This is a genomic window from Streptococcus mitis (genome assembly GCF_946190115.1).
GTDB lineage: Bacteria > Bacillota > Bacilli > Lactobacillales > Streptococcaceae > Streptococcus > Streptococcus mitis_CO.
Genome location: NZ_CAMHZG010000003.1, coordinates 35863 through 58205, shown reverse-complemented (window position 1 = coordinate 58205; position 22343 = coordinate 35863). Strand labels below are relative to the sequence as shown.

16 protein-coding genes are annotated in these 22343 nt (G+C 40.3%); 4 read left to right on the top strand and 12 right to left on the bottom strand.

Annotated features, from left to right (window positions below):
* Positions 1 to 161 precede the first annotated feature (161 nt).
* The 9 genes from N8L90_RS02225 to N8L90_RS02185 form a co-directional block, all read right to left on the bottom strand.
* The gene (locus tag N8L90_RS02225; protein WP_000532882.1) at positions 162 to 878 is read right to left on the bottom strand and encodes a YebC/PmpR family DNA-binding transcriptional regulator; all 717 of its coding nucleotides are present in this window, start codon (positions 876 to 878) and stop codon (positions 162 to 164) included.
* Positions 879 to 974: 96 nt separating this feature from the next.
* Entirely contained in the window at positions 975 to 2345 is a 1371-nt protein-coding gene (locus tag N8L90_RS02220; protein WP_261023960.1) for an MATE family efflux transporter, read from the bottom strand.
* A gap of 221 nt (positions 2346 to 2566) precedes the next feature.
* The gene (gene recA / locus N8L90_RS02215; protein WP_261023959.1) at positions 2567 to 3733 is read right to left on the bottom strand and encodes a recombinase RecA; all 1167 of its coding nucleotides are present in this window, start codon (positions 3731 to 3733) and stop codon (positions 2567 to 2569) included.
* A gap of 54 nt (positions 3734 to 3787) precedes the next feature.
* Entirely contained in the window at positions 3788 to 5044 is a 1257-nt protein-coding gene (locus N8L90_RS02210) for a competence/damage-inducible protein A (RefSeq protein WP_261023958.1), read from the bottom strand.
* Positions 5045 to 5129: 85 nt separating this feature from the next.
* Positions 5130 to 6146 carry a glycopolymer--peptidoglycan transferase LytR gene (gene lytR, locus N8L90_RS02205; protein ID WP_261023957.1) on the bottom strand — a complete coding sequence of 339 codons (1017 nt, stop codon included), beginning with the start codon at positions 6144 to 6146 and terminating at the stop codon, positions 5130 to 5132.
* Positions 6147 to 6153: 7 nt separating this feature from the next.
* Entirely contained in the window at positions 6154 to 6672 is a 519-nt protein-coding gene (locus N8L90_RS02200; protein WP_000455533.1) for a GNAT family N-acetyltransferase, read from the bottom strand.
* On the bottom strand, positions 6662 to 7105 hold the full coding sequence (tsaE, locus tag N8L90_RS02195; protein WP_000288237.1) for a tRNA (adenosine(37)-N6)-threonylcarbamoyltransferase complex ATPase subunit type 1 TsaE: 444 nt from the start codon (positions 7103 to 7105) through the stop codon (positions 6662 to 6664). The genes N8L90_RS02200 and tsaE overlap by 11 nt, the downstream gene beginning before the upstream one ends.
* A gap of 84 nt (positions 7106 to 7189) precedes the next feature.
* A complete protein-coding gene (locus N8L90_RS02190) occupies positions 7190 to 7810 on the bottom strand; it encodes a hypothetical protein (RefSeq protein ID WP_000839916.1) in 621 nt (206 codons plus the stop codon).
* A 305-nt stretch (positions 7811 to 8115) separates the two neighbouring features.
* Complete coding sequence (locus N8L90_RS02185; RefSeq protein WP_001093630.1) at positions 8116 to 8979, bottom strand: helix-turn-helix domain-containing protein; 864 nt, start codon at positions 8977 to 8979, stop codon at positions 8116 to 8118.
* Positions 8980 to 9168: 189 nt separating this feature from the next.
* On the opposite strand from N8L90_RS02185, the gene N8L90_RS02180 reads away from it, so the two are divergent.
* The 3 genes from N8L90_RS02180 (at position 9169) to cbpJ (ending at position 12072) form a co-directional block, all read left to right on the top strand.
* A complete protein-coding gene (locus N8L90_RS02180) occupies positions 9169 to 9339 on the top strand; it encodes a PhrA family quorum-sensing system peptide (protein WP_033684368.1) in 171 nt (56 codons plus the stop codon).
* 447 nt (positions 9340 to 9786) lie between these two features.
* A complete protein-coding gene (locus N8L90_RS02175; RefSeq protein WP_050227993.1) occupies positions 9787 to 11058 on the top strand; it encodes a trypsin-like serine peptidase in 1272 nt (423 codons plus the stop codon).
* An 18-nt stretch (positions 11059 to 11076) separates the two neighbouring features.
* Positions 11077 to 12072, top strand: a complete 996-nt coding sequence (cbpJ, locus tag N8L90_RS02170; protein ID WP_261023956.1) for a choline-binding protein CbpJ — start codon at positions 11077 to 11079, stop codon at positions 12070 to 12072.
* A gap of 365 nt (positions 12073 to 12437) precedes the next feature.
* On the opposite strand, the gene ndk is transcribed toward cbpJ, so the two are convergent.
* The 3 genes from ndk to rpoB all read right to left on the bottom strand — a co-directional run bounded on the left by ndk (position 12438) and on the right by rpoB (position 20281).
* Entirely contained in the window at positions 12438 to 12851 is a 414-nt protein-coding gene (gene ndk, locus N8L90_RS02165; RefSeq protein WP_261023955.1) for a nucleoside-diphosphate kinase, read from the bottom strand.
* 108 nt (positions 12852 to 12959) lie between these two features.
* Positions 12960 to 16637, bottom strand: a complete 3678-nt coding sequence (gene rpoC / locus N8L90_RS02160; protein ID WP_261023954.1) for a DNA-directed RNA polymerase subunit beta' — start codon at positions 16635 to 16637, stop codon at positions 12960 to 12962.
* A 32-nt stretch (positions 16638 to 16669) separates the two neighbouring features.
* Positions 16670 to 20281 (bottom strand): DNA-directed RNA polymerase subunit beta, encoded by a 3612-nt coding sequence (gene rpoB / locus N8L90_RS02155; protein ID WP_261023953.1) that lies wholly within the window; start codon positions 20279 to 20281, stop codon positions 16670 to 16672.
* 481 nt (positions 20282 to 20762) lie between these two features.
* Here rpoB and N8L90_RS02150 point away from each other — a divergent pair, with 481 nt between their 5' ends.
* Entirely contained in the window at positions 20763 to 22241 is a 1479-nt protein-coding gene (locus tag N8L90_RS02150; protein WP_261023952.1) for an AcpB/EbpR/MafR family transcriptional regulator, read from the top strand.
* The last annotated feature ends 102 nt before the right edge of the window (positions 22242 to 22343 follow it).

Sequence of the window (22343 nt, the reverse complement as noted above, 5' to 3'; positions counted from 1 at the left end):
CCATCACATTTAGTTCTCCTAGGAACTAAATAAGTTTCCATGAGAACTATTTTACCACTTTGAGGAGGGATGTCAAGAAAAAAGTTTTCTAGAGAACTATTTTCTTGATTCAAAAAATCCCAAGTGATTTTTTCACTTAGGATCATGTTCTATAGGTTAAATTAGAATCCATCTACGTTTGTGTAGATCTTTTGTACGTCTTCGTCGTCCTCAAGAACGCTGTAAAGTTTTTCAAAGGTTTCAAGGTCATCGCCTGACAATTCCACTTCTGACTGAGGAATCATTTCCAATTCAGTAACTTGGAATTCTTCGATACCTGACTCACGAAGGGCAACGATAGCCTTATGAAGGTCAGTTGGAGCTGTGTAAACTGTGATTGTCCCTTCTTCTGCTTCTACATCATCCACATCCACATCTGCTTCTAGCAATTGCTCAAAGACCGCGTCCGCATCTTCACCTGCAAATACGATAACTCCCTTGTTGTCAAAGAGGTATGAAACTGAACCTGAAGCGCCCATGTTTCCGCCGTTCTTACCAAAGGCTGCACGGACATTAGCCGCTGTACGGTTAACATTTGAAGTCAAAGTATCAACAATCAACATAGAACCATTTGGTCCAAAACCTTCGTAACGTCCTTCTGTAAAGGTTTCGTCTGTGTTTCCTTTAGCCTTATCCAAAGCTTTATCGATAACGTGTTTTGGCACTTGGGCTTGTTTGGCACGGTCGATAACAAATTTCAAAGCTGAGTTTGATTCTGGATCTGGATCACCTTTTTTAGCTGCTACATAGATTTCTACACCAAATTTTGCATATACTTTAGAGTTAGCTCCATCTTTAGCCGTTTTCTTGGCTACGATATTGGCCCATTTACGTCCCATTAGGAATCTCCTTTTTTCACATTTTAATCTTTCTTATTATAACACAAGTTTTTTCGATTTTCACTAGAGGAAATAGATTTTATTCAGTAAATCAAGCTAGGATGACACTTTTGTTGCCAAGATAGCCTTGCCTTCTTTTATCAAGGGGTGACGAAACAGTGAGAAGTACAGTTGAATGGTCATGGCAACCCATATAAGGGGTTCACAAAGGATAACACCCTTATAGCCTGCCCAAGGGATAATCAAGACCACAAAAGCGATTTTCCCGATTAATTCGATAAAGCTAGAAACCAGAGGAAGGATTTTTTGCCCCAAGCCCTGCAAACAATTGCGATAAATCAACAAGAGGCTCAAAATAGGATAGAAGACTGAACTGATTTGCAGGTAGAGACTTCCATTTTCTATCAAGTAACCATCCGTCGAACTAGCCAAGAAGGAAACCAAGGCTGGACTGGCAAAAAAGAGGAAGATACAAATAAAAACTGCCCAGGATATACTTAAACGACTACCGATTCGAAGACCTTGAACAATGCGGTCTGGTCGTTTAGCTCCTAGATTCTGAGAAGCAAAGGTCGTCATCGAGGCAGAAATAGCGGTCATAGGAAGAAGGGCGAAAGCCATAATACGTCGAGCCGCTGTTTGAGCACTAATAATCACGGCTCCAAAGGTATTAACAGAAGACTGTAAAATCACACTGCCGATAGATACAATTGAACTCATCAAGCCCATAGCCAAACCTTGCTCCAAGAGATCAGCGTACAAGCTTTTGTCCCATTTAAAATGCTTGAGCTGAGGGAGTAGCTCAGGCACACTCTTACGGATATAATAAAAGCAGAGAACCGCTGATAACCCTTGCGAAATAATGGTAGCTAGTCCCGCGGATTGAACTCCCAGATGCAATTGCGTAATGAAATAGAGATCCAGAACCACATTAACCAGAGCAGAGAAAATCAGAAAACCAAGCGCTGCCAGACTGTCCCCAATGGACCGCAATAAACCTGCAAAGAGATTATAGGCAAAGCTGACACCGACACAGGTCACAATCATAGAAATATATTGATAGGACTGGGGAAGAATTTCTGCAGGAGTATCTAGGTATTGCAAGAGAGGATACAAACCAAGAAAGCCCAGCAGCATAACTACAACACTCAAAAGAGCGCCTAAAATCCAGGTGGCTGCTACTGCCTCCTTGATTTTAGTGAAATTCCGAGCTCCATAATAACGGGCAATGACAATCCCCATGCCATTGCCAACACCAAGAGTAAAACCTATAATCAGGTCAAAAATCGCTGTTGTCGCTCCTACTGCAGCCAAGGATTCTTGACCAAGAAAACGCCCAACAATCAAGACATCAGCAGTATTATAGAGCTGTTGAAAAATATTAGACAGCAAGATTGGGAAGGCAAAATTCAAAAGCGAGGGAAGAATCGGACCATGTATCAGGTCCACTGTTCGTTTTTTATTCATAAGGCTATTATATCAGCTTTCTAGAGGAGCGACAAGAAACAGCAAACTATGCGCAAGCTGAAGACCAGAACTAGGCAACTAAAAAGCAGCGGATTGGCTCCACTACTTTAATAGCTTATACTCAATGAAAATCAAAAAGCAAACTAGGAAGCTAGCCGTAAGCTGTACTTGAGTACGGTAAGGCGACGCTGACGTGGTTTGAATTTGATTTTCGAAGAGTATTATTCTTCAATTTCGATTTCAAGTTCGTCGCCTAGGTCAAGAGTTACTTCTTCATTCACAGAATCTGCTTGAACTGCTTCATCTTTTTTAACTTCAACACCTTCTACAGAAGCTTCTTCTCCATCAATCAAACCAAATTGAACACGGACTTGATGGTCAATTTCATCAAAGATTTCTGGGTGATCTGCCAAGTATTTCTTAGCATTTTCAGAACCTTGCCCGATTTTCTCATCCTTGTAAGAGTACCAAGCTCCTGCTTTTTTGATGATATCCAAATCGCTTGCAATCTTCAAAAGCTCACCTGTCTTAGAGATCCCTTCTCCGTACATGATTTCAACGAAGGCTTCCTTAAATGGTGGAGCCACCTTGTTTTTCACGACCTTAATCTTAGTTTCTTTACCGACATTGGTATCTTTTTGGTCACCAGTTCCCTTGATTTGTGTACTTCCACGAACATCCAAACGGACTGATGCGTAGAATTTCAGAGCACGTCCACCAGGAGTTGTTTCTGGATTTCCAAACATGACCCCAACTTTTTCACGCAATTGATTGATAAAGATGGCAATTGTTTTGGTTTTATTGATAGAAGCACCAAGTTTACGCATAGCCTGGCTCATCATACGAGCCTGCAAACCAACGTGGCTATCTCCGATATCTCCATCAATTTCTGCACGAGGAACAAGGGCAGCAACTGAGTCGACCACGACAAGATCTACAGCACCTGAGTCAATCAATTTTCCTGCAATCTCAAGACCTTGCTCTCCTGAGTCTGGTTGTGACAAGAGTAATTCGTCAATGTTGACACCAAGGGCCGCAGCATAAGCTGGATCGAGGGCATGTTCCGCATCAATAAAGGCTGCAATCCCACCTTCTTTTTGCGCTTGCGCAACTGCATGAAGAGCAACCGTTGTCTTACCAGATGACTCTGGCCCATAAATTTCGATGATACGCCCCTTAGGATATCCACCTGAACCAAGAGCAATGTCAAGAGCCAAGGAACCTGAGCTCATCACTTGCACCTTTTGCTCTGCACGTTCACCCAAACGCATGATTGAACCCTTACCAAAGTCTTTCTCAATCAATTTAAGAGCGTCATTCAAGGCTTTTTCACGTTCAGCCCCGAATTTTTTTGAAATTTCTTCTAATTTTTTTGGTTTTTTTGCCATTCTATTCTCCTACATTCTAATGGTCCTCAGACCTATCTACTATTATATCAAAAGTTAGTCACTTAATAAAGCCTTGCGAACTAGGTTAAAGGCATGCATAACCGCAATGTGGCGTACATCTGCTCGACTTCTACCTCCAATATTAACCTTGATAACCTCAGTTCCTTGCTCCTGTGCCAAGCCTATGAAGACTGTTCCAGCTGGGTGTCCTTCGAGGCTATCTGGTCCTGCCACTCCAGTCAAACTAAGGCCAAAATCTGACTGGGTCTTGCTTCGTGCCTGCTCAGCCATCTTCTGAGCTGTAAATGCAGACACCACACCGTGCTTTTCCAAATCCTTGACAGGAATATCCAACATTTTTGATTTTTCCTCCAGGCTATAGGTTACAAAACCACCCTTAAATATACTTGAAGCACCCGAAAAATCCGCCACAGTAGCTTGGAAAAGCCCTGCCGTCAAACTCTCAGCAGCCGTGATGGTTTTCCCTTGCTTTTTCAGCTTTTCTACCACAATACTGGCTAAACTAGTCTCTTCCCCATAACCATAACAAAGTTCTCGTAAAGAAAGGCCTTCAAAAGTTTGGCAATTCAAGATTTGATTTTCCAAGATATCCAGCGCTTGATTCGCCTCTTCTTGACTACTAGCTTTTGTTGACAGACGCAGAGTGACTTCTCCTGTCTTAGCATAAGGGGCCAAGGTCGGATCTGTTTGATTATCAATTAAATCAGCCAAAATCGTAACCAGCTGGCTCTCGCCAATTCCAAAAAAACGAAGAACTCGAGAATATAGCTTGCTTCCTGTCATTAACTTGGGTAGAAGGTGGTTTAAGACCATAGGTTTCAATTCACTTGGTGGACCTGGAAGAACAACGTAGGTCACTCCATCGACTTCCAATATTCCTCCCACAGCCAGTCCTGTTTCGTTTGGCAGTGGAGTCGCTCCTTCTACAATTTGAGCTTGTCTTTCGTTATTCGGTGTTCGGGCATAGTCTGGTCTCTGGGCAAAAAAGACATCCAACTTCTCCTGGGCCTGAGGATCGAAGACTAATTCTTTCCCTAAAAATTTAGCCAGAGTTTGTTTGGTCAAATCGTCCTCAGTTGGCCCCAAACCACCTGTCAAAATCACCAGACTACTACGTTGACTGGCAATCTCAAGCAAAGACAAGAGACGAGCTTCATTATCTCCTACAGCCATCTGAAAATATACGTCTACCCCAATCTCTGCTAGTTTTTCCGATAAAAACTGAGCATTAGTATTGACAATCTGTCCTGTCAAAATCTCTGTTCCAACAGCAATAATTTCTGCTTTCATGTTTCCTCCTACCTATCTATTCGTATTTTTTTGAAAAAATCGCAGGAAATTTCCCACGATTGATTTTTTATTTATAGTAAGAAAGTTAATTATCTTCGTCACTAACAGGCACCCGTCCAAATAAATCTTCAAATAAGACAACATTTGTTTCAAGCTGAGTGACTTCTTCTTGTCCCAAAGAACGTCTCAAAAGATTCTGCATTTCCAACATGTGGTTTCTCGTAACAATCTGGTAAGAAATACCTTGCAACATCTCTCCTTCACCCTTCAATTGTTGAGATTCAATGGTTTTAAATGAATCTTTATAGCCCAACAAGCTCGGAATACTTTTCGCAGATAAATCGATATTAGTCTGCATATTAGTACTTAGGGCTTTTAAGATAGACTGATAGTGACTGACACTATTTAAACTAAGAACTTTTTCAACAACTTTTTGAATGACTTCACGCTGACGCTTCTGACGACCATAGTCTCCTTCTGGGTCTTGATAACGCATGCGTGAATAAACAAGCGCTTCTTCTCCATTTATTGTCTGCTCTCCAACACCGATAGAAATGGTGTTAAATTCTTCTTGGTCACTGATAGAGATTGGGAAACCTAGTGTATTATTGACCGTAATACCTCCCACTGCATCGACCAATTGTTGCAATCCTTGCATATTAACCATAATGTAGCGATCGATATGGATATTCATCATCTTTTGAATTGTTTCTATAGCAAGTTCTGCTCCACCACCAGCATAGGCAGCGTTTAGCTTCGCTTCTTCAATACTACCATCCTTATGTTGAATTTTAGTCAGGATATCACGCTCCAAACTCAGCATCATGGTCTTCTTAGTATGTGGATTGACAGTCAAGAGAATCATAGAATCACTATTTCCAGCCCATTGATCTGTACGCTCTACATTCCCAGTATCAACCCCCATTAACAGAATGGTCAAAGGCTCTGTTGCTTCGATAACCTTGGTTTCTTCTCCGATTTTTTTATAGGTCTTTGATAAGGTTTGTGTGCCTTGCTGATAAATAGTATACGCAAAAACACCGACACCTAAAACTGTCACAGCTAGAAAAGCTAGCACCATTCCAATAATTTTTTTAACCATATTTCTACTAATCTATCAGTTTACCCATCAAGTAAACATCGATAAATTTCCCTTCTTCTATATATGCTCCACGCTCTTGGCGACCTTCAATTACAAAGCCATGCTTTTGATAAAGATGAACTGCTGCTTGATTACGAGTTTGGACAGTCAGCTGGAGACGACGCAGAATGCCACTTGCTTGTGCCCACTCTATCGCTTCTTCTAGCAACAAACTTCCCAATCCATTATTCCAATATCTTTTTCCAATCACAATGAAGAGATCTCCAATATGACGGACTCTCTTGCGCTGGTCAGCTGTAATATTTATAATACCAGCAATTTTATCATTTAAGAATGCAAGTAAGGTTATCTGATTGTCCGAACTAGCTTGCTTGTTGAGGAATATTTCCATCTCCTCACTAGTCAAGAGAATACCATCTCCGTCTAAGCTGGTAAAATCTGTCTCCAAACTCACACGATTTAAAAAAGCCACTAATTCAGCTGCATCTTTAGGCTCTGCTTCCCTAATGAGCAATTCATACTCCATGTTGAAGCTCCTCTAAGAGTTTTTCTGCACGCAACCCCTTTGCTTGGAAATGTAATCTGCGACCGTCTTTTTCTTTTAGAATTTCCAATTCTAAATAAGTATCTGGCAAGGCATCTCCTAAGAGATTGCCCCACTCAATAGCAGTCACTCCACCACCAAAGAGAAACTCATCCAAGTCGATAGAATCAGCATCCCCCTCTATACGATAAACATCTAGGTGGTAAAGCGGAAGACGACCTTCATACTCTCTTACGATAGTGTAGGTTGGACTTTTAATCATTTGAGAAATCTGTAAACCTTTAGCAAGTCCCTTAGTAAAGGTCGTTTTACCTGCACCCAGCTCTCCAGTTAAGATTAAAACATCATTCTTTTCTAATAGATGGCCCAAGCGTTCCCCTAAGGCTTGTAGCTCTTCTTCATTTTTTGTGTACATACTCTTATTATACCAAAAACTTTTCTTTTGTGTCTATTTTCCTGCTAAACTTACCATCATAACATCCATAAAAACAAGCTTTCTCTAAAAGAAAATGAGCGTAGCAATGACCAATACAAGATCTCGGAAAATATGACCATAAAAGGAAACTTCCTTCTTAACCGAATTTGGGACAAGATAGGCTGCAAAAAACAAACCCAGTCCAATATACATCAGAAGTGAGACAATGGTCATTGGATTTCTTAAGAAAAGAAGTGTTGCTAAAATAGTCACCAACACTGTCTTTTTTCTGTCTAGCATAGCAAGCAAATCGCGCATGTATTTTTTCAAGGGTAAAAAAATCAGCAAATCTAGTCCAAATAGGAAAAAGAAGGATGGCAATAAAAAGTCAACTAATTCTTGCTGCAACGTATTTTTGATGAACAAGTTATCTGACAAGACAAGAACAGCTCCTAACAAATTAATTAAGAGCAAGATACTGTAAAAAAGCTTCACTGACTTCTTACTGGCTAGGACACTATGAACTTCTTGCTTACGGGTATAAAGATAATTTACTCCAGCACAGATTCCCGAAACGAATACCATACTTCCGATGAAAAAAGCTGTACTTTGTTTAAAGGACAAGATGCATTCCTTCCATAGGAAACAGCTACTCAAACTGATTTGAATTAAAGCTAACAAAAATAAGACTCTCATTGATTTCATCTTTTCTCTCCCTTCCTACCAATCATTATACTAGGAGAAAAGAGAGAACTGTTTCCAATCTTCTCAAATGTCTCTTTTAGACGCTAAACAAACACCAGAGACTAATACTCAGTAAAAATCAAAGAGTAAACTAGGAAGCTAGCCACAGGTTGCTCAAAACACTGTTTTGAGGTTGCAGATAGAGCTGACGTGGTTTGAAGAGATTTTCAAAGAATATAAATTTGAAATAAGGCTGATAGTATTCATTTCACTATCAGCCTTACAGGTTATTTAACGTTTCAGAAAAACTATAATGTCAAGATTAACTAAACAGTATCTAATTCCTTCAAATAGTTTTCTATCTTCATCAACATTAAAGGATTGTTATAAATCTTACATAACTCTCTTGCTTCTATATAATAATTTTTGACTTGTTCTTTGTCTAGAAATTTGGCTCCAGCATTTCCTACAAGAATAAGTAGAGGAGCCAGTTGGTAGCTTGTCTGTCTTTGTTTACAGAGTTCAATCGTCTCAAGAGCTTCTTGGATGGCTTCGTTATATTTTTCCTTTGACACTAGGTAGTGAGCGTAGTTGTAACGAACTCTGATGTAGCCAAATAAAAACTCTTGATGCTCAAAATTTTTTGTCTGATATAACTCCATCAAATGAGAGTAGTTTGCCTCATATTCTTGTTCACGACCCACTAAGGAATAGAAATTAGATAGAGTATTCAACGCCTTTAAATAAATCAGAGTATTTGAAGAGACCTTTAATAATATATTTTCCAATGAAGAAATTGCCTCATACTTACTGTCATATTGATAGAAGTCAATAATAGCTTTAATCCATTCAAGGTAAGTTCGGTCTTCTAGTGTTAGAAAAGTACTTCGTTCAATCTCTATTCTATAAATATATTCCAAATTGTCATAATTTCTGTCATCTAATAGTCGAGCAGATAATTGCTTGAAATTAGAGAGGTTAGATTTAATTTCAATTTGTTCATTAAAAAAATAATCTAATGGCACTTCGAGTCGTTGTGAGAGTTTGAACAAAAGGTCTGCGGAGGGAATGAAATGCCCTCTCTCAATTTTACTAATCTGGCTTTGTTCACAAATTCCTTCTGCAAGAGTTTGTTGGGAGAGTCTCAACTCTTTTCTTTTCAATCTGAATTTCTCTGCGAGTGTATTCATTAAAGATAATAAACCTTCCTATTTGCTTAATTTCATTATAAAATTTTTAGTTCAAAATAGCAAGTTAAAGGAATAAATAATTCTTTATGGTAATAAACTGGAAAAAAAGTCAAAATATACATAAAAACTTGACTGATTTTCATATGTGTGTTAGAATTAAGCAGAAAGAAAGGAGGTTCATAATATAAGATGAGGAGAAATCGTGGAATTAAAAAAATAGTTATATTTGTATTACTAAGTGTTCTTGCATTTGGTAATACAATTCCCTATCAACAGTTTGTTCAGAAGAATAGACAATTGGAAGTTCGAGTACAATCACAAAAAAAATCGAATGGACTTGATGTTGGAAAGGCAGATTAAAGAATAATGGAATAGAATTAGTCTCTAGTATATTCGCTTTTATTATTCATTAAAAATTGTAGGGGCAAGTTTGAAAAAAATAAAAATTAGTTGATTGCTTATCTCTCCAAATTTTGGGTATCCTAATAGGATAAATAATTTTTAACACGAGGGGTCTCCCTTCACCAAATTTGAATCTGCCTATCCCTTGACTATCCTTTCCTTTCACAAACGAGTCGCTTATTCAATTATAAGTTTACGTGCTCCTAGTCACAGTTCTTGTGCTTGATGGAAAGAATGACACCTATAAAAATGCGAGGTAGTGGCTATACCACTCACTTATTCACCTCCCCGTGATTTATAGTAGTGATAGGCTTTCTCACTATTATTATAAAACAAAATAAAGAGCACAACACTTTTTCATTCTGTGTTGTGCCTTGAGTGAAACGAAAGGAATGAATTATAAAAATGAAGAAAACATTTTATCGCAAATTCGGTATTTCAATTATTGCTAGTATTTTATTGGCTAGTCAGCTATCTACAGTATCTGCTTTGACTGTTATTTCTAATACAGGTGAAGAATATGAGGTAAGTGAAACTTTACAAGAGAGTCCAGGAAGTAATAATTTTTCCCTTCCAGATATTTCACCGACTTACGGTCAATTTTTTACAAGTCAGCCGGAAGCAATTATTGGGAGTAATGACTTAGTTTCTATTGAGAATACTTTACAATATCCTTATTCTACATCAGTCTATGTAGAGTCTGTATTTCATGGTGTAGAAAATGGTAAAAACAAAACTTATAGGGGGAGTGCTAATTTTATAAAGGACAATATTCTTATTACTGCAGCTCATAATATCTATAAACATGAGTTTGGAAAAGATGCTGAAGAATTATATGTTACTCCTGCTGCCACACCCAATAATGCTCCATTTGGTACAGTAAAAGTAAAGAAATATTACTATCTAAAAAATTATGTGTCAGACAATCCAAGTACGCATTCAAAGAATGATTTAGCGTTATTAGTTTTAGAAGAGCCTATTGGGACTAAAACAGGGACACTTGGTCTCTCATCTTTATCTACAAATCTTTCTGGTTTGAATGTAACTGTTACAGGTTATTCAGCGCTCTCTGAAGCTGTACAGATGTATACAGATACTAGAAACGTAATACGTGATACAGGAGATTTCTTATATTATAATGTAGATACATATGGTGGCGCTAGTGGTGCTGCTGTCTATGATGCTTCACATCGTGTCGTAGGTGTACACATAGGAAATGAATCAAGAGGATCAGATATTGTTAATTTGGCAGTAAAATTAAATGAACAAAACCTATCCTTTATTTATTCCATCCTTGAGGGACATTCTATTGATGGTTGGAAATTGATTAGTGGTACGTGGTATTACTATAAGAATAGTACGAAACAAACAGGTTGGCAAAGTATAAATGGCAAATGGTATTATCTTGAAACCTCTGGTTCAATGTCCACAGGTTGGAAATATGTACGAGGAAGATGGTATTATTTAGATAAGACCAATGGTGATATGAAGACTGGTTGGTATAAAGATGGTTCAACGTGGTACTATCTAGATCCTACTAATGGAGATATGAAGACTGGTTGGATAAAAGTAGGAGGAAACTGGTATTATCTCAATTCCTCTGGAGCAATGGTTACAGGTAGCCAAACTATCGATGGTAAAGTTTATAATTTCGCTTCATCTGGTGAGTGGATTTAATATTGGAGGTATATATAAATGAAACTTTTGAAAAAAACTATGCAAGTTGGACTAACAGCAATTTTCTTTGGTTTGCTAGCTACCAATACAGTATTTGCAGATGATTCTGAAGGTTGGCAATTTGTCCAAGAAAATGGTAGAACCTACTACAAGAAGGGTGACATCAAAGAAACGGACTGGCGAGTGATTGATGGCAAGACCTATTATTTTGATTATAATGGTGAAATGGTTGTTGGTTGGCAATACATTCCAATGCCAGTTAAAGGATATACAATTGGTCCTTACCCTAATGGCATAAGATTAGAAGGTTCCCCAATGCCAGAATGGTACTACTTTGACAAAAATGGAGTGCTACAAGAGTTTGTTGGTTGGAAAGCATTAGAGGTTAAAACTAAAGACAGTGTTGGAAGAAAGTATGGGGAAAAACGTACAAAACCGGAAGATAAAGAAGAGAAGAGTTTTTACACGAACTATTACTTTAATCAAAATCATTCTTTAGAGACAGGTTGGCTTTATGACCAGTCTAATTGGTATTATTTAGCTAAAACGGAAATTAATGGAGAAAACTATATTGGTGGTGAAAGACGTGCAGGTTGGATAAATGATGGTTCAGCTTGGTACTATCTAGATTCAGAAACTGGTATCATGCAAACTGGTTGGCAATATCTAGGTAATAAGTGGTACTACCTCCGTTCCTCAGGAGCAATGGCCACTGGTTGGGTGAAAGATGGTTCAACTTGGTATTATCTAGATGCTCAAAATGGTGATATGAAGACAGGTTGGGCTTATGTTGGTAACAGTTGGTACTACCTTCGTTCATCAGGAGCAATGGCAACTGGTTGGTATCAAGATGGTTCAATTTGGTACTACCTAAATGCAAGTAATGGAGATATGAAGACAGGCTGGTTCCAAATCAATGGTAAATGGTATTATGCCTATGGTTCAGGTGCTCTAGCTGTTAATACCACAGTAGATGGTTACTACGTAAACTATAATGGTGAGTGGGCTAAGTAACGAATGCTAATCGTAACTGTAGTTGATACTTAACTTAGTAAAAAGAGCTTTTTTCTACCATTTGTCAACTCTATCAATTTTTAAGAATTAAATGAGTCAAGACAGTAGCTATTCAGTATGTTTATCTACTGTAGTAGGTTGAAGAAAAGCTAAGAATGAGAAAGGACGAAGTTAGTCCTTTCTTTTTTATGTGACTATTAGTCCGTCTCGCACCTAACGGAGCGAGACAAACTAATAGTCACTTAATCAAAAAACGCACCATATCAAAAACTAAAAAGTTTGATATCATGCGTCATGTCTTAAACTAATTGACTATACTTTCTATTCAAATAAGCTTTTAACCAATTGATTGAGCCAATCCACTCTTAAAACCAAAGTGCTATCTCTCGCTTAGCTGACACTTCTGAATCTGAACCATGTACAATATTTTGAATAGCTTGGTTTTCTCCAGCAGCTTTTGCAAAATCACCTCGAATAGTGCCTGGTAAAGCTTCTTCTGGACGAGTTGCCCCCATCATGGTCCGCCAAGTTTCGATTACTTTGTGACCAGAAATGATGCCCACAAGAATCGGTCCTGAAGTCATGAATTCACGAATCGGTGGGTAAAAACTCTGACCAACCAAGTCCTGATAGTGCTGATCAATCAACTCTTCTGAAACCTGTGAACGCAACTCCAATTTTTCGATTGTAAATCCACGTTGTTCGATACGTTTCAACACTTCACCCACTAGTCCTCTTTTTACACCATCTGGTTTAATGATAAAAAATGTTTGTTCCATACCCGTCTCCTTTGTCAGCTTCTTTCTTTTATTTTACCACATTTCATGGAAAAATGGAGAAAGTTTTCAGAAAAGAGAAAGAGAACCCGAAGGCTCTCTCATCTGCTTTTATTCTACTGTTTCTTCCACAGTTTCAACGGCAGTATCCACAACTACTTCTGTTGTTTCTTCATTTCCTTCTTCCTCTACTGGAGGATTAAGGTATTCTTCTTCGTTGATAGCATGTGGTTCAAGGTTGCGGTAACGAGCCATACCAGTACCTGCTGGGATGATCTTACCGATGATAACATTTTCCTTGAGTCCAAGGAGATGGTCTTTCTTACCACGGATAGCCGCGTCAGTAAGGACACGAGTTGTTTCCTGGAAGGAAGCTGCTGACAAGAAACTGTTTGTTTCAAGTGAGGCTTTGGTAATTCCCATAAGGACTGGACGACCAGTCGCTGGAACTCCACCTGCGATAAGGACATCTTTATTGGCATCTGTAAAGTCATTGATATCCATGAGGGTACCCATGAGAAGATCTGTGTCACCTGGATCCATGACACGGACTTTACGGATCATTTGACGAACCATTACCTCGATGTGTTTGTCACCGATTTCTACCCCTTGGCTACGGTAAACTTTTTGTACTTCACCGAGAAGGTAAGTTTCAACTGACAAGACATCACGAACTGCAAGGAGACGTTTTGGTTGGATAGAACCTTCTGTAAGAGCAGCACCACGCGCTACTTGGTCCCCAACTTCGACACGCATACGAGCTGTAAATGGAACGACATATTCACCTTCGCCAGTTTCACCCTTAACAAAGACTTTCTTGGTACGAGTTGATGCATCTTCTTCGATAGCAGTAACTTGTCCTTTAACCTCTGTGATAACCGCTTCCCCTTTAGGATTGCGGGCTTCAAAGATTTCTTGGACACGAGGAAGACCCTGAGTGATATCGGTATTTGAGGCAACCCCACCCGTGTGGAAGGTACGCATTGTAAGCTGTGTACCAGGTTCCCCGATAGATTGAGCAGCGATTGTACCAACTGCTTCACCAACTTCAACCGCATCACCAGTCGCCAAGTTGATACCGTAACAGTGACGGCAGACACCGTGACGAGTGTTACATGTAAATACAGAGCGGATAGTCACTTCTTCCACACCAGCATTGACAATTTCACGCGCCTTGTCTTCTGTAATCAACTCATTTGGACCAATGATCACTGCACCAGTTTCTGGATGTTTAACAGTTTTCTTAGTGTAACGACCGTTGAGACGTTCTTCAAGAGACTCGATCATCTCTTTTCCTTCTGCGATAGAACGAATCAAGAGACCACGGTCTGTTCCACAGTCGTCCTCACGGATGATAACGTCTTGGGCAACGTCAACCAAACGACGAGTCAAGTAACCTGAGTCGGCTGTCTTAAGGGCCGTATCGGTCATACCTTTACGCGCACCGTGAGTTGAGAAGAACATTTCGAGTACTGACAAACCTTCGCGGAAGTTTGAAAGGATTGGCAATTCCATGATACGTCCGTTCGGAGCAGCCATCAGACCACGCATACCGGCAAGCTGTGAGAAGTTTGAGATGTTACCACGGGCTCCAGAGTCCATCATCATAACGATTGGGTTCTTAGGATCTTGGTTGGCAATCAAGCGTTTCTCTAGTTTTTCACGGGCAGCACGCCATTCAGCTGTAACGGCATTGTAACGCTCGTCGTCTGTGATCATACCACGACGGAATTGTTTGGTGATTTGTTCTACACGTTTGTGTGATTCTTCAATGATTTCAGCCTTGTCATCAACGACTGGGATATCGGCAATACCCACTGTCAATCCTGCAAGAGTTGAGTGGTGGTAACCGAGGTTCTTCATACGGTCAAGTAGGGCAGAAGTTTCTGTCGTACGGAAACGTTTGAAGATTTCAGCGATGATATTTCCAAGATTTTTCTTCTTGAATGGAGGGTTAAGTTCAAGTTTACTGATTGCTTCCTTGATATCTCCACCAAGTGGCAAGAAGTATTTAGCTGGAACGCCTTCTGTCAAGTTGGCATTGTTTGGTTCTTGCAAGTATGGTAGACCCTCTGGCATGATGTCATTGAAGAGAATTTTACCAACTGTTGTAAGCAAGACCTTATGTTTTTGCTCTTCTGTCCATGGTTTGTTGAGGCTATCTGTTGCAATACCAACACGTGAATGGAGGTGAACATAACCATTACGGTAAGCCATAACCGCTTCGTCACGGTCCTTGAAGACCATTCCTTCACCTTCACGACCGGCTTCTTCCATGGTCAAGTAGTAGTTACCCAAAACCATGTCCTGAGATGGAGTAACAACTGGTTTACCATCTTTCGGGTTCAAGATGTGCTCAGCAGCGAGCATCAAGATACGAGCTTCTGCTTGGGCTTCTTCTGAAAGCGGTACGTGGATGGCCATTTGGTCCCCGTCAAAGTCGGCATTGTAGGCTTCACAGACAAGTGGGTGCAAGCGAAGGGCCTTACCATCAATCAAGACTGGCTCGAAGGCTTGGATACCCAAACGGTGAAGGGTCGGTGCGCGGTTCAAAAGCACTGGGTGTTCTTTGATCACTTCTTCAAGGATATCCCAGATACGCTCATCTCCGCGTTCCACCAAGCGTTTAGCCGCTTTGACGTTTTGCACGATATCACGGGCAACGATTTCACGCATCACGAATGGTTTAAAGAGTTCGATCGCCATTTCACGTGGCACACCACATTGGTACATCTTAAGAGTTGGACCAACGGCGATAACGGAACGTCCTGAGAAGTCAACACGTTTACCGAGCAAGTTTTGACGGAAGCGTCCTTGTTTACCTTTAAGCATGTGGCTCAATGATTTAAGAGGACGGCTACCTGGTCCTGTGATTGGACGACCACGACGACCATTGTCAATCAAAGCGTCAACCGCTTCTTGAAGCATACGCTTCTCATTTTGAACGATGATACCTGGTGCATTCAACTCAAGCAAACGAGCCAAACGGTTGTTACGGTTGATAACACGGCGGTAAAGGTCGTTCAAGTCAGATGAGGCAAAACGGCCACCATCCAACTGCAACATTGGACGAAGATCTGGTGGAATAACCGGAAGGATGTTAAGAATCATCCATTCAGGTTTGTTTCCAGACTTATAAAAGGCATCCAAAACATCCAAACGACGGATTGCTTTGACACGTTTTTGTCCAGTAGCTGTTTTCAACTCTTCTTTGAGTTCAACAATTTCTTTTTCAAGATCTACCTGTTTCAAAAGGTCTTGGATGGCTTCGGCACCCATCTTGGCAACGAATGAACCATAACCATACTCACGCAAGCGCTCACGGTATTCGCGCTCCGTCATGATAGACTTGTGCTCAAGTGGTGTATCCTTTGGATCAATCACCACATAAGCCGCAAAGTAGATAACTTCCTCGAGGGCACGAGGGCTCATATCAAGGGTCAAGCCCATACGGCTTGGAATCCCCTTGAAGTACCAGATGTGAGATACAGGAGCTTTCAATTCGATATGTCCCATACGCTCACGACGAACTTTCGTACGCGTTACTTCAACCCCACAGCGGTCACAAACAATCCCTCTATAACGAATGCGTTTGTACTTACCACAAGCACATTCCCAGTCTTTTGTAGGACCAAAGATAACTTCATCAAAGAGTCCTTCACGTTCTGGTTTCAAGGTACGGTAATTGATTGTTTCAGGTTTTTTGACTTCTCCATAAGACCATGAACGGACTTTACTTGGAGAAGCTAGGGTGATTTGCATACTTTTAAAACGATTTACATCAACCACTATTTCTTCCCTTTCTATTCTAAGTGAACTGCTTATTCTTGTTCAGCAGCTTCTTCTGTTGCTTCCGCTTTTGTTGCTTTTTCAGCTTCTTCAGCTTCAAAGGCTGCTTTAGCCTCTTGGGCTGCTTTTTCGCGGGCTTTTTCAAGGTCATCTACGTGGATGACATCTTCGTCCATTCCTTCATCCAAGTCGCGAAGTTCCACTTCTTGGTCATCTTCGTCAAGGACACGCATATCAAGACCAAGAGATTGCAATTCTTTGACAAGAACTCGGAATGATTCTGGAACACCTGGTTTTGGAATTGGTTTTCCTTTTGTAATGGCTTCATAAGCTTTCAAACGTCCGTTGATATCGTCAGACTTGTAAGTCAAGATTTCTTGTAGGACATTTGATGCACCGTAGGCTTCAAGAGCCCAAACCTCCATCTCACCAAAACGTTGGCCACCAAACTGAGCTTTACCTCCGAGTGGTTGTTGAGTAACGGTTGAGTATGGTCCGACTGAACGCGCGTGCAATTTATCGTCAACCATGTGGTGGAGTTTGATCATGTACATGACTCCGACAGAAACACGGTTATCAAATGGTTCACCTGTACGTCCATCGTAAAGGATCGTTTTGGCATCGCTATCCATACCTGCTTCTTTAACAGTTGACCAAAGGTCTTCAGAACTTGCTCCGTCAAAGACTGGTGTTGCGATGTGAATACCAAGAGTACGAGCAGCCATACCAAGGTGAAGCTCCATAACCTGACCGATATTCATACGTGATGGCACCCCAAGTGGGTTCAACATGATATCGACTGGAGTTCCATCTGGAAGGTAAGGCATGTCTTCTACAGGAACGATACGAGAGACAACCCCTTTATTTCCATGACGTCCGGCCATCTTATCTCCGACCTTGATCTTACGTTTTTGAGCGATGTAGACGCGAACCAGCATGTTGACACCTGATTGCAACTCATCTCCATTTGCACGTGTAAAGATCTTAACATCACGAACGACACCATCGGCACCGTGTGGTACACGAAGAGAAGTATCACGCACTTCACGAGATTTATCTCCGAAGATAGCGTGCAAGAGACGTTCTTCAGCTGAAAGGTCTTTCTCACCCTTAGGTGTTACTTTACCTACAAGGATATCACCTTCTTTAACCTCAGCACCGATACGGATAATACCCATTTCGTCAAGGTCTTTAAGGGCATCTTCACCAACGTTTGGAATTTCGCGAGTGATTTCTTCAGGCCCAAGCTTTGTATCGCGTGTTTCTGATTCGTATTCTTCAAGGTGAACAGATGTGTAGACATCGTCTTTAACCAAGCGTTCGCTCATGATAACAGCATCCTCGAAGTTGTAACCTTCCCAAGTCATGTAGGCAACGATTGGGTTTTGTCCAAGCGCCATTTCTCCATTTTCCATGGAAGGTCCGTCAGCGATAAAATCGCCTTTTTCAACGACATCGCCAACTTTTACGAGAGTGCGTTGGTTGTAAGCAGTACCTGAGTTTGAACGACGGAATTTTTGGATGTGGTAAACGTCCAATGAACCATCTTCACGACGAACTTCTACCTTGTCAGCATCTGCATAGGTAACTTTACCGTCATACTGAGCAATCACAGCAGCTCCTGAATCGTGGGCTGCTTGGTATTCCATACCAGTACCAACGTAAGGTGCCTGAGGATTGATCAATGGCACAGCCTGACGTTGCATGTTGGCTCCCATGAGGGCACGGTTGGAGTCATCGTTTTCCAAGAAAGGAATACATGCTGTCGCAACGGCAACTACCTGTTTTGGTGAAACGTCCATGTAGTCAACAACATTAGCTGGATACTCTTGGTTGACCCCTTGGTGACGTCCCATGACAACTTTTTCAGCAAATGTTCCATCTTCATTCAGACGAGAATTAGCCTGTGCTACAGTATATTCATCTTCTTCATCGGCTGTCAACCAAACGATTTCGTTCGTGACAACACCTGTTTCACGGTCAACCTTACGGTATGGTGTTTGAACAAAACCATACTTGTTCAAGTGTCCGTAAGATGACAAGTTATTGATCAAACCGATGTTAGGTCCTTCAGGTGTCTCGATTGGACACATACGACCGTAGTGAGTGTAGTGCACGTCACGTACTTCATATCCAGCGCGGTCACGTGTCAAACCACCAGGCCCCAAGGCTGACAAACGGCGTTTGTGAGACAACTCAGAAAGCGGATTGTGTTGGTCCATGAACTGTGACAACTGTGATGAACCAAAGAATTCTTTAACCGCAGCTGTTACAGGACGGATATTGATAATTTGTTGTGGTGTCAAGACTTCGTTATCTTGAACAGACATACGTTCACGGACATTACGTTCCATACGAGAAAGTCCAAGGCGTACTTGGTTGGCAAGCAATTCACCAACCGCACGGATACGACGGTTCCCAAGGTGGTCGATATCATCAACACGGCCAAGTCCTTCAGCCAAGTTGAGGAAGTAGCTCATCTCAGCAAGGATATCTGCAGGAGTGACGATACGAACCTTGTCATCTGGATTAGCATTACCAATAATTGTTACGACACGGTCTGGGTCAGTTGGTGCAACAACCTTGAATTTTTGAAGAACAACTGGCTCAGTCACAACGGCTGCATCATTTGGAATGTAAACAATCTTGTTCAAGTCGCCATCCAAATAGCTTTCAATACTTTCAATCACGCTACGAGTCATGATTGTTCCAGCTTCTACCAAGATTTCTCCTGTTTCAGGGTCTACCAATGGCTCTGCAATGGTTTGGTTGAGCAAGCGTGTTTTAACATTGAGTTTTTTATTGATCTTGTAACGACCAACTGCTGCCAAATCATAGCGACGTGGGTCAAAGAAACGAGCTACAAGCAAGCTACGTGAGCTTTCAGCAGTCTTAGGCTCACCTGGACGAAGGCGTTCGTAAATTTCTTTCAAGGCTTCGTCTGTACGAGAATCCATTGGGTTCTTGTGGATATCTTTTTCAACAGTGTTGCGAACCAATTCACTATCACCAAAGATATCAAAGATTTCATCATCACCTGAAAACCCAAGGGCACGCACTAAGGTTGTAAATGGAATTTTACGAGTACGGTCGATACGAGTGTAGGCGATGTCTTTTGAGTCGCTTTCAAGTTCCAACCAAGCTCCACGGTTAGGGATAACAGTTGAACCGTAGCCCACTTTACCGTTTTTATCAACTTTATCGTTAAAGTAAACACCTGGTGAGCGGACCAACTGAGATACGATGATACGTTCACCACCATTGATGATGAAAGTACCCATTTCTGTCATGATTGGGAAATCACCAAAGAAAACTTCTTGGGTCTTGATTTCGCCTGTTTCTTTATTGATCAAGCGGAAGGTTACAAAAATTGGTGCTGAGTAGCTAGCATCGTGGATACGAGCTTCTTCTAGCGTATATTTTGGTTCCTTGATTTCATATCCAACAAATTCCAACTCCATTGTGTCTGTGAAGTTTGAAATTGGCAATACATCTTCAAACACTTCCTTAAGACCGTGGTCTAGGAAAGCTTTGAATGAGTCAGTTTGAATTTCAATCAAATTTGGTAAGTCAAGAACTTCTTTGATTCTTGAAAAACTACGACGGGTACGATGTTTCCCGTATTGAACGTCATGTCCTGCCAAGATGATTCTCCTTTGTAAATAAGTTCCAAGCCTTGTCAATCAGGCTTTCTAATCGTCATATGGTTGTAAAACCCCTATCACCGTGTCCTCTTGACGAATTTTCAGAATCTTTAAGTCTTTGTTACAAGTACTCAAAATCCTGAAAAAAAGCACAAAAAGAGCAGCTAAATCTGACTTTTTCAGAAGATTTAACTGCTGTGAGCCTTGTCTGGACAATATTTCAGACAAAACCTACGACAAATGATTACTTACATTATACCCTATTTAGCTAGATTTTTCAAGGGGATTAACGAATTTTTGATAAAATCTTTTCCTATAAAAAATTAAATTCAACTATTGATTTACGAAGTCCATTTTCAGCCCAATTATCTACGAAGAATATAGTAAATTACAGTTATCCTATTTTATCTTAGCCTGTTTTTCTTGACTTTACTTACTTTTTCTTTTAATATATATGTATAAATATATAAGGAGGTTTGTTATGGATATTTTGCTTTCTGAAACAGAACAGAATTTGCTAACGTTACTGGAAGAACTAACCAAACACCAGGATTGGATACAAGATTCATCTTTGTCAGAAAATCTGAATCTGTCAGTGAAAGAATTGCAAGAACACCTTTTTAAACTTGAGCAATTATTTCCTAACCTCCTTATTCGCTCAACAAAAGAAGGTACTCAGTTGCAGTTTGAAGTCCGAAACTCCTTAGACCCTAGGATTGCTATCTTTGAACAATCTCCAACTTATTCTTTTTTGAACTGTCTATTTTTCAAAGAGGAACAATCTCTTGACCAAATATCTCAGGAACTTATGATTAGTTACGAACGAGTTCAGGAAATCATCCAACATCTAAATACTAAACTCCCGCAACACTATGGCATCAGCATCCAACTTTCTCCTTTAGTCTTGGAGGGAGCAGAAGAAGACATTCGCGCCTTTTATCTGGACTACTTTAGCCAAAGTTACAGCTTTCTTGATTGGTCCTTCTCTTCTATTTCCGAAGAGTATTTGACTGATTTGATTCAGTTATTTTTGAAGGCCCAACAAGTGTCACTCAACCTCAGCAGTCTACGACAAATCAAATATACCCTAGCTATCAATATGGAGCGTTTTAAAAGGAAACACTTTATTGAAAATCCTACTCCCCTTTTAACCAGACACTACAGCTCTCTCATGCAAATTCCGCAGTTCGAACAAGATATCAAAAAACTGGCTAAAAAACTCCATTTTGAACCTACAAAAGAAGCACTGGAACAGCTATTTTCAACCCCAGTAAAGTTGCCTCAAATCACAAATAAACCTTGTAATGAAGCGATAGGAGACATTCATCAGATTCAAAAATCCTATCGTTTATTGAGTCAAATTTTAGAAGAATTATCTAAAGAATTTCACCTACAGATTGCAAATCGCGAAGAATTGATTTGGCTCCTCCACTACACTGCCCAATCTGATTTTCTCCACCCACTTAGCAACAAATCTCTTGAAAAGCAAAAGTCTTTGCTTTTAACCAATTACCAAAAAGAATTTCCAAAACTATTTGAAGTAAGTAAAAGTAAATTTCAGACGTATCTAGCTGAGATTGGTCTAGAGAGTCACCCAAGTAAACTACAAGAGCTAGTTTATGCCTTTTCTATCCAAGGACAACGCATTTTAGTCCAATTACTTCAAAAACTTCCCAAAATTCGTGTTTTGGTCATTAGTCATCTAGATAGTGAGCACGCACAAAACCTAATTGACGCCCTTTCCCACTACGGTAACAATCTCTATCTGTTTGACTCTTGGGAAAAGTCCAGTATCTCTTCCTCAATCTTCAATCAAATTCCACACGATATTGTTATCACTACCTTCCCTGTTTCCAACTGTCCTAAACCCATTATTTGTAGTCGGAATCTTTCTACTGCAGAACTATTTCACCACCTCCACCTTTTGGGTTCACAAATTCATAAAGAAAGACTAGCTTAGTCGTAACAGAAAACCTGTTGCGATTTTTCTTTTATTTTAATTTTAAGAAAACGCTTGCATATTGTTTTACTACATGCTATACTGATATAGAAATTTATTGAT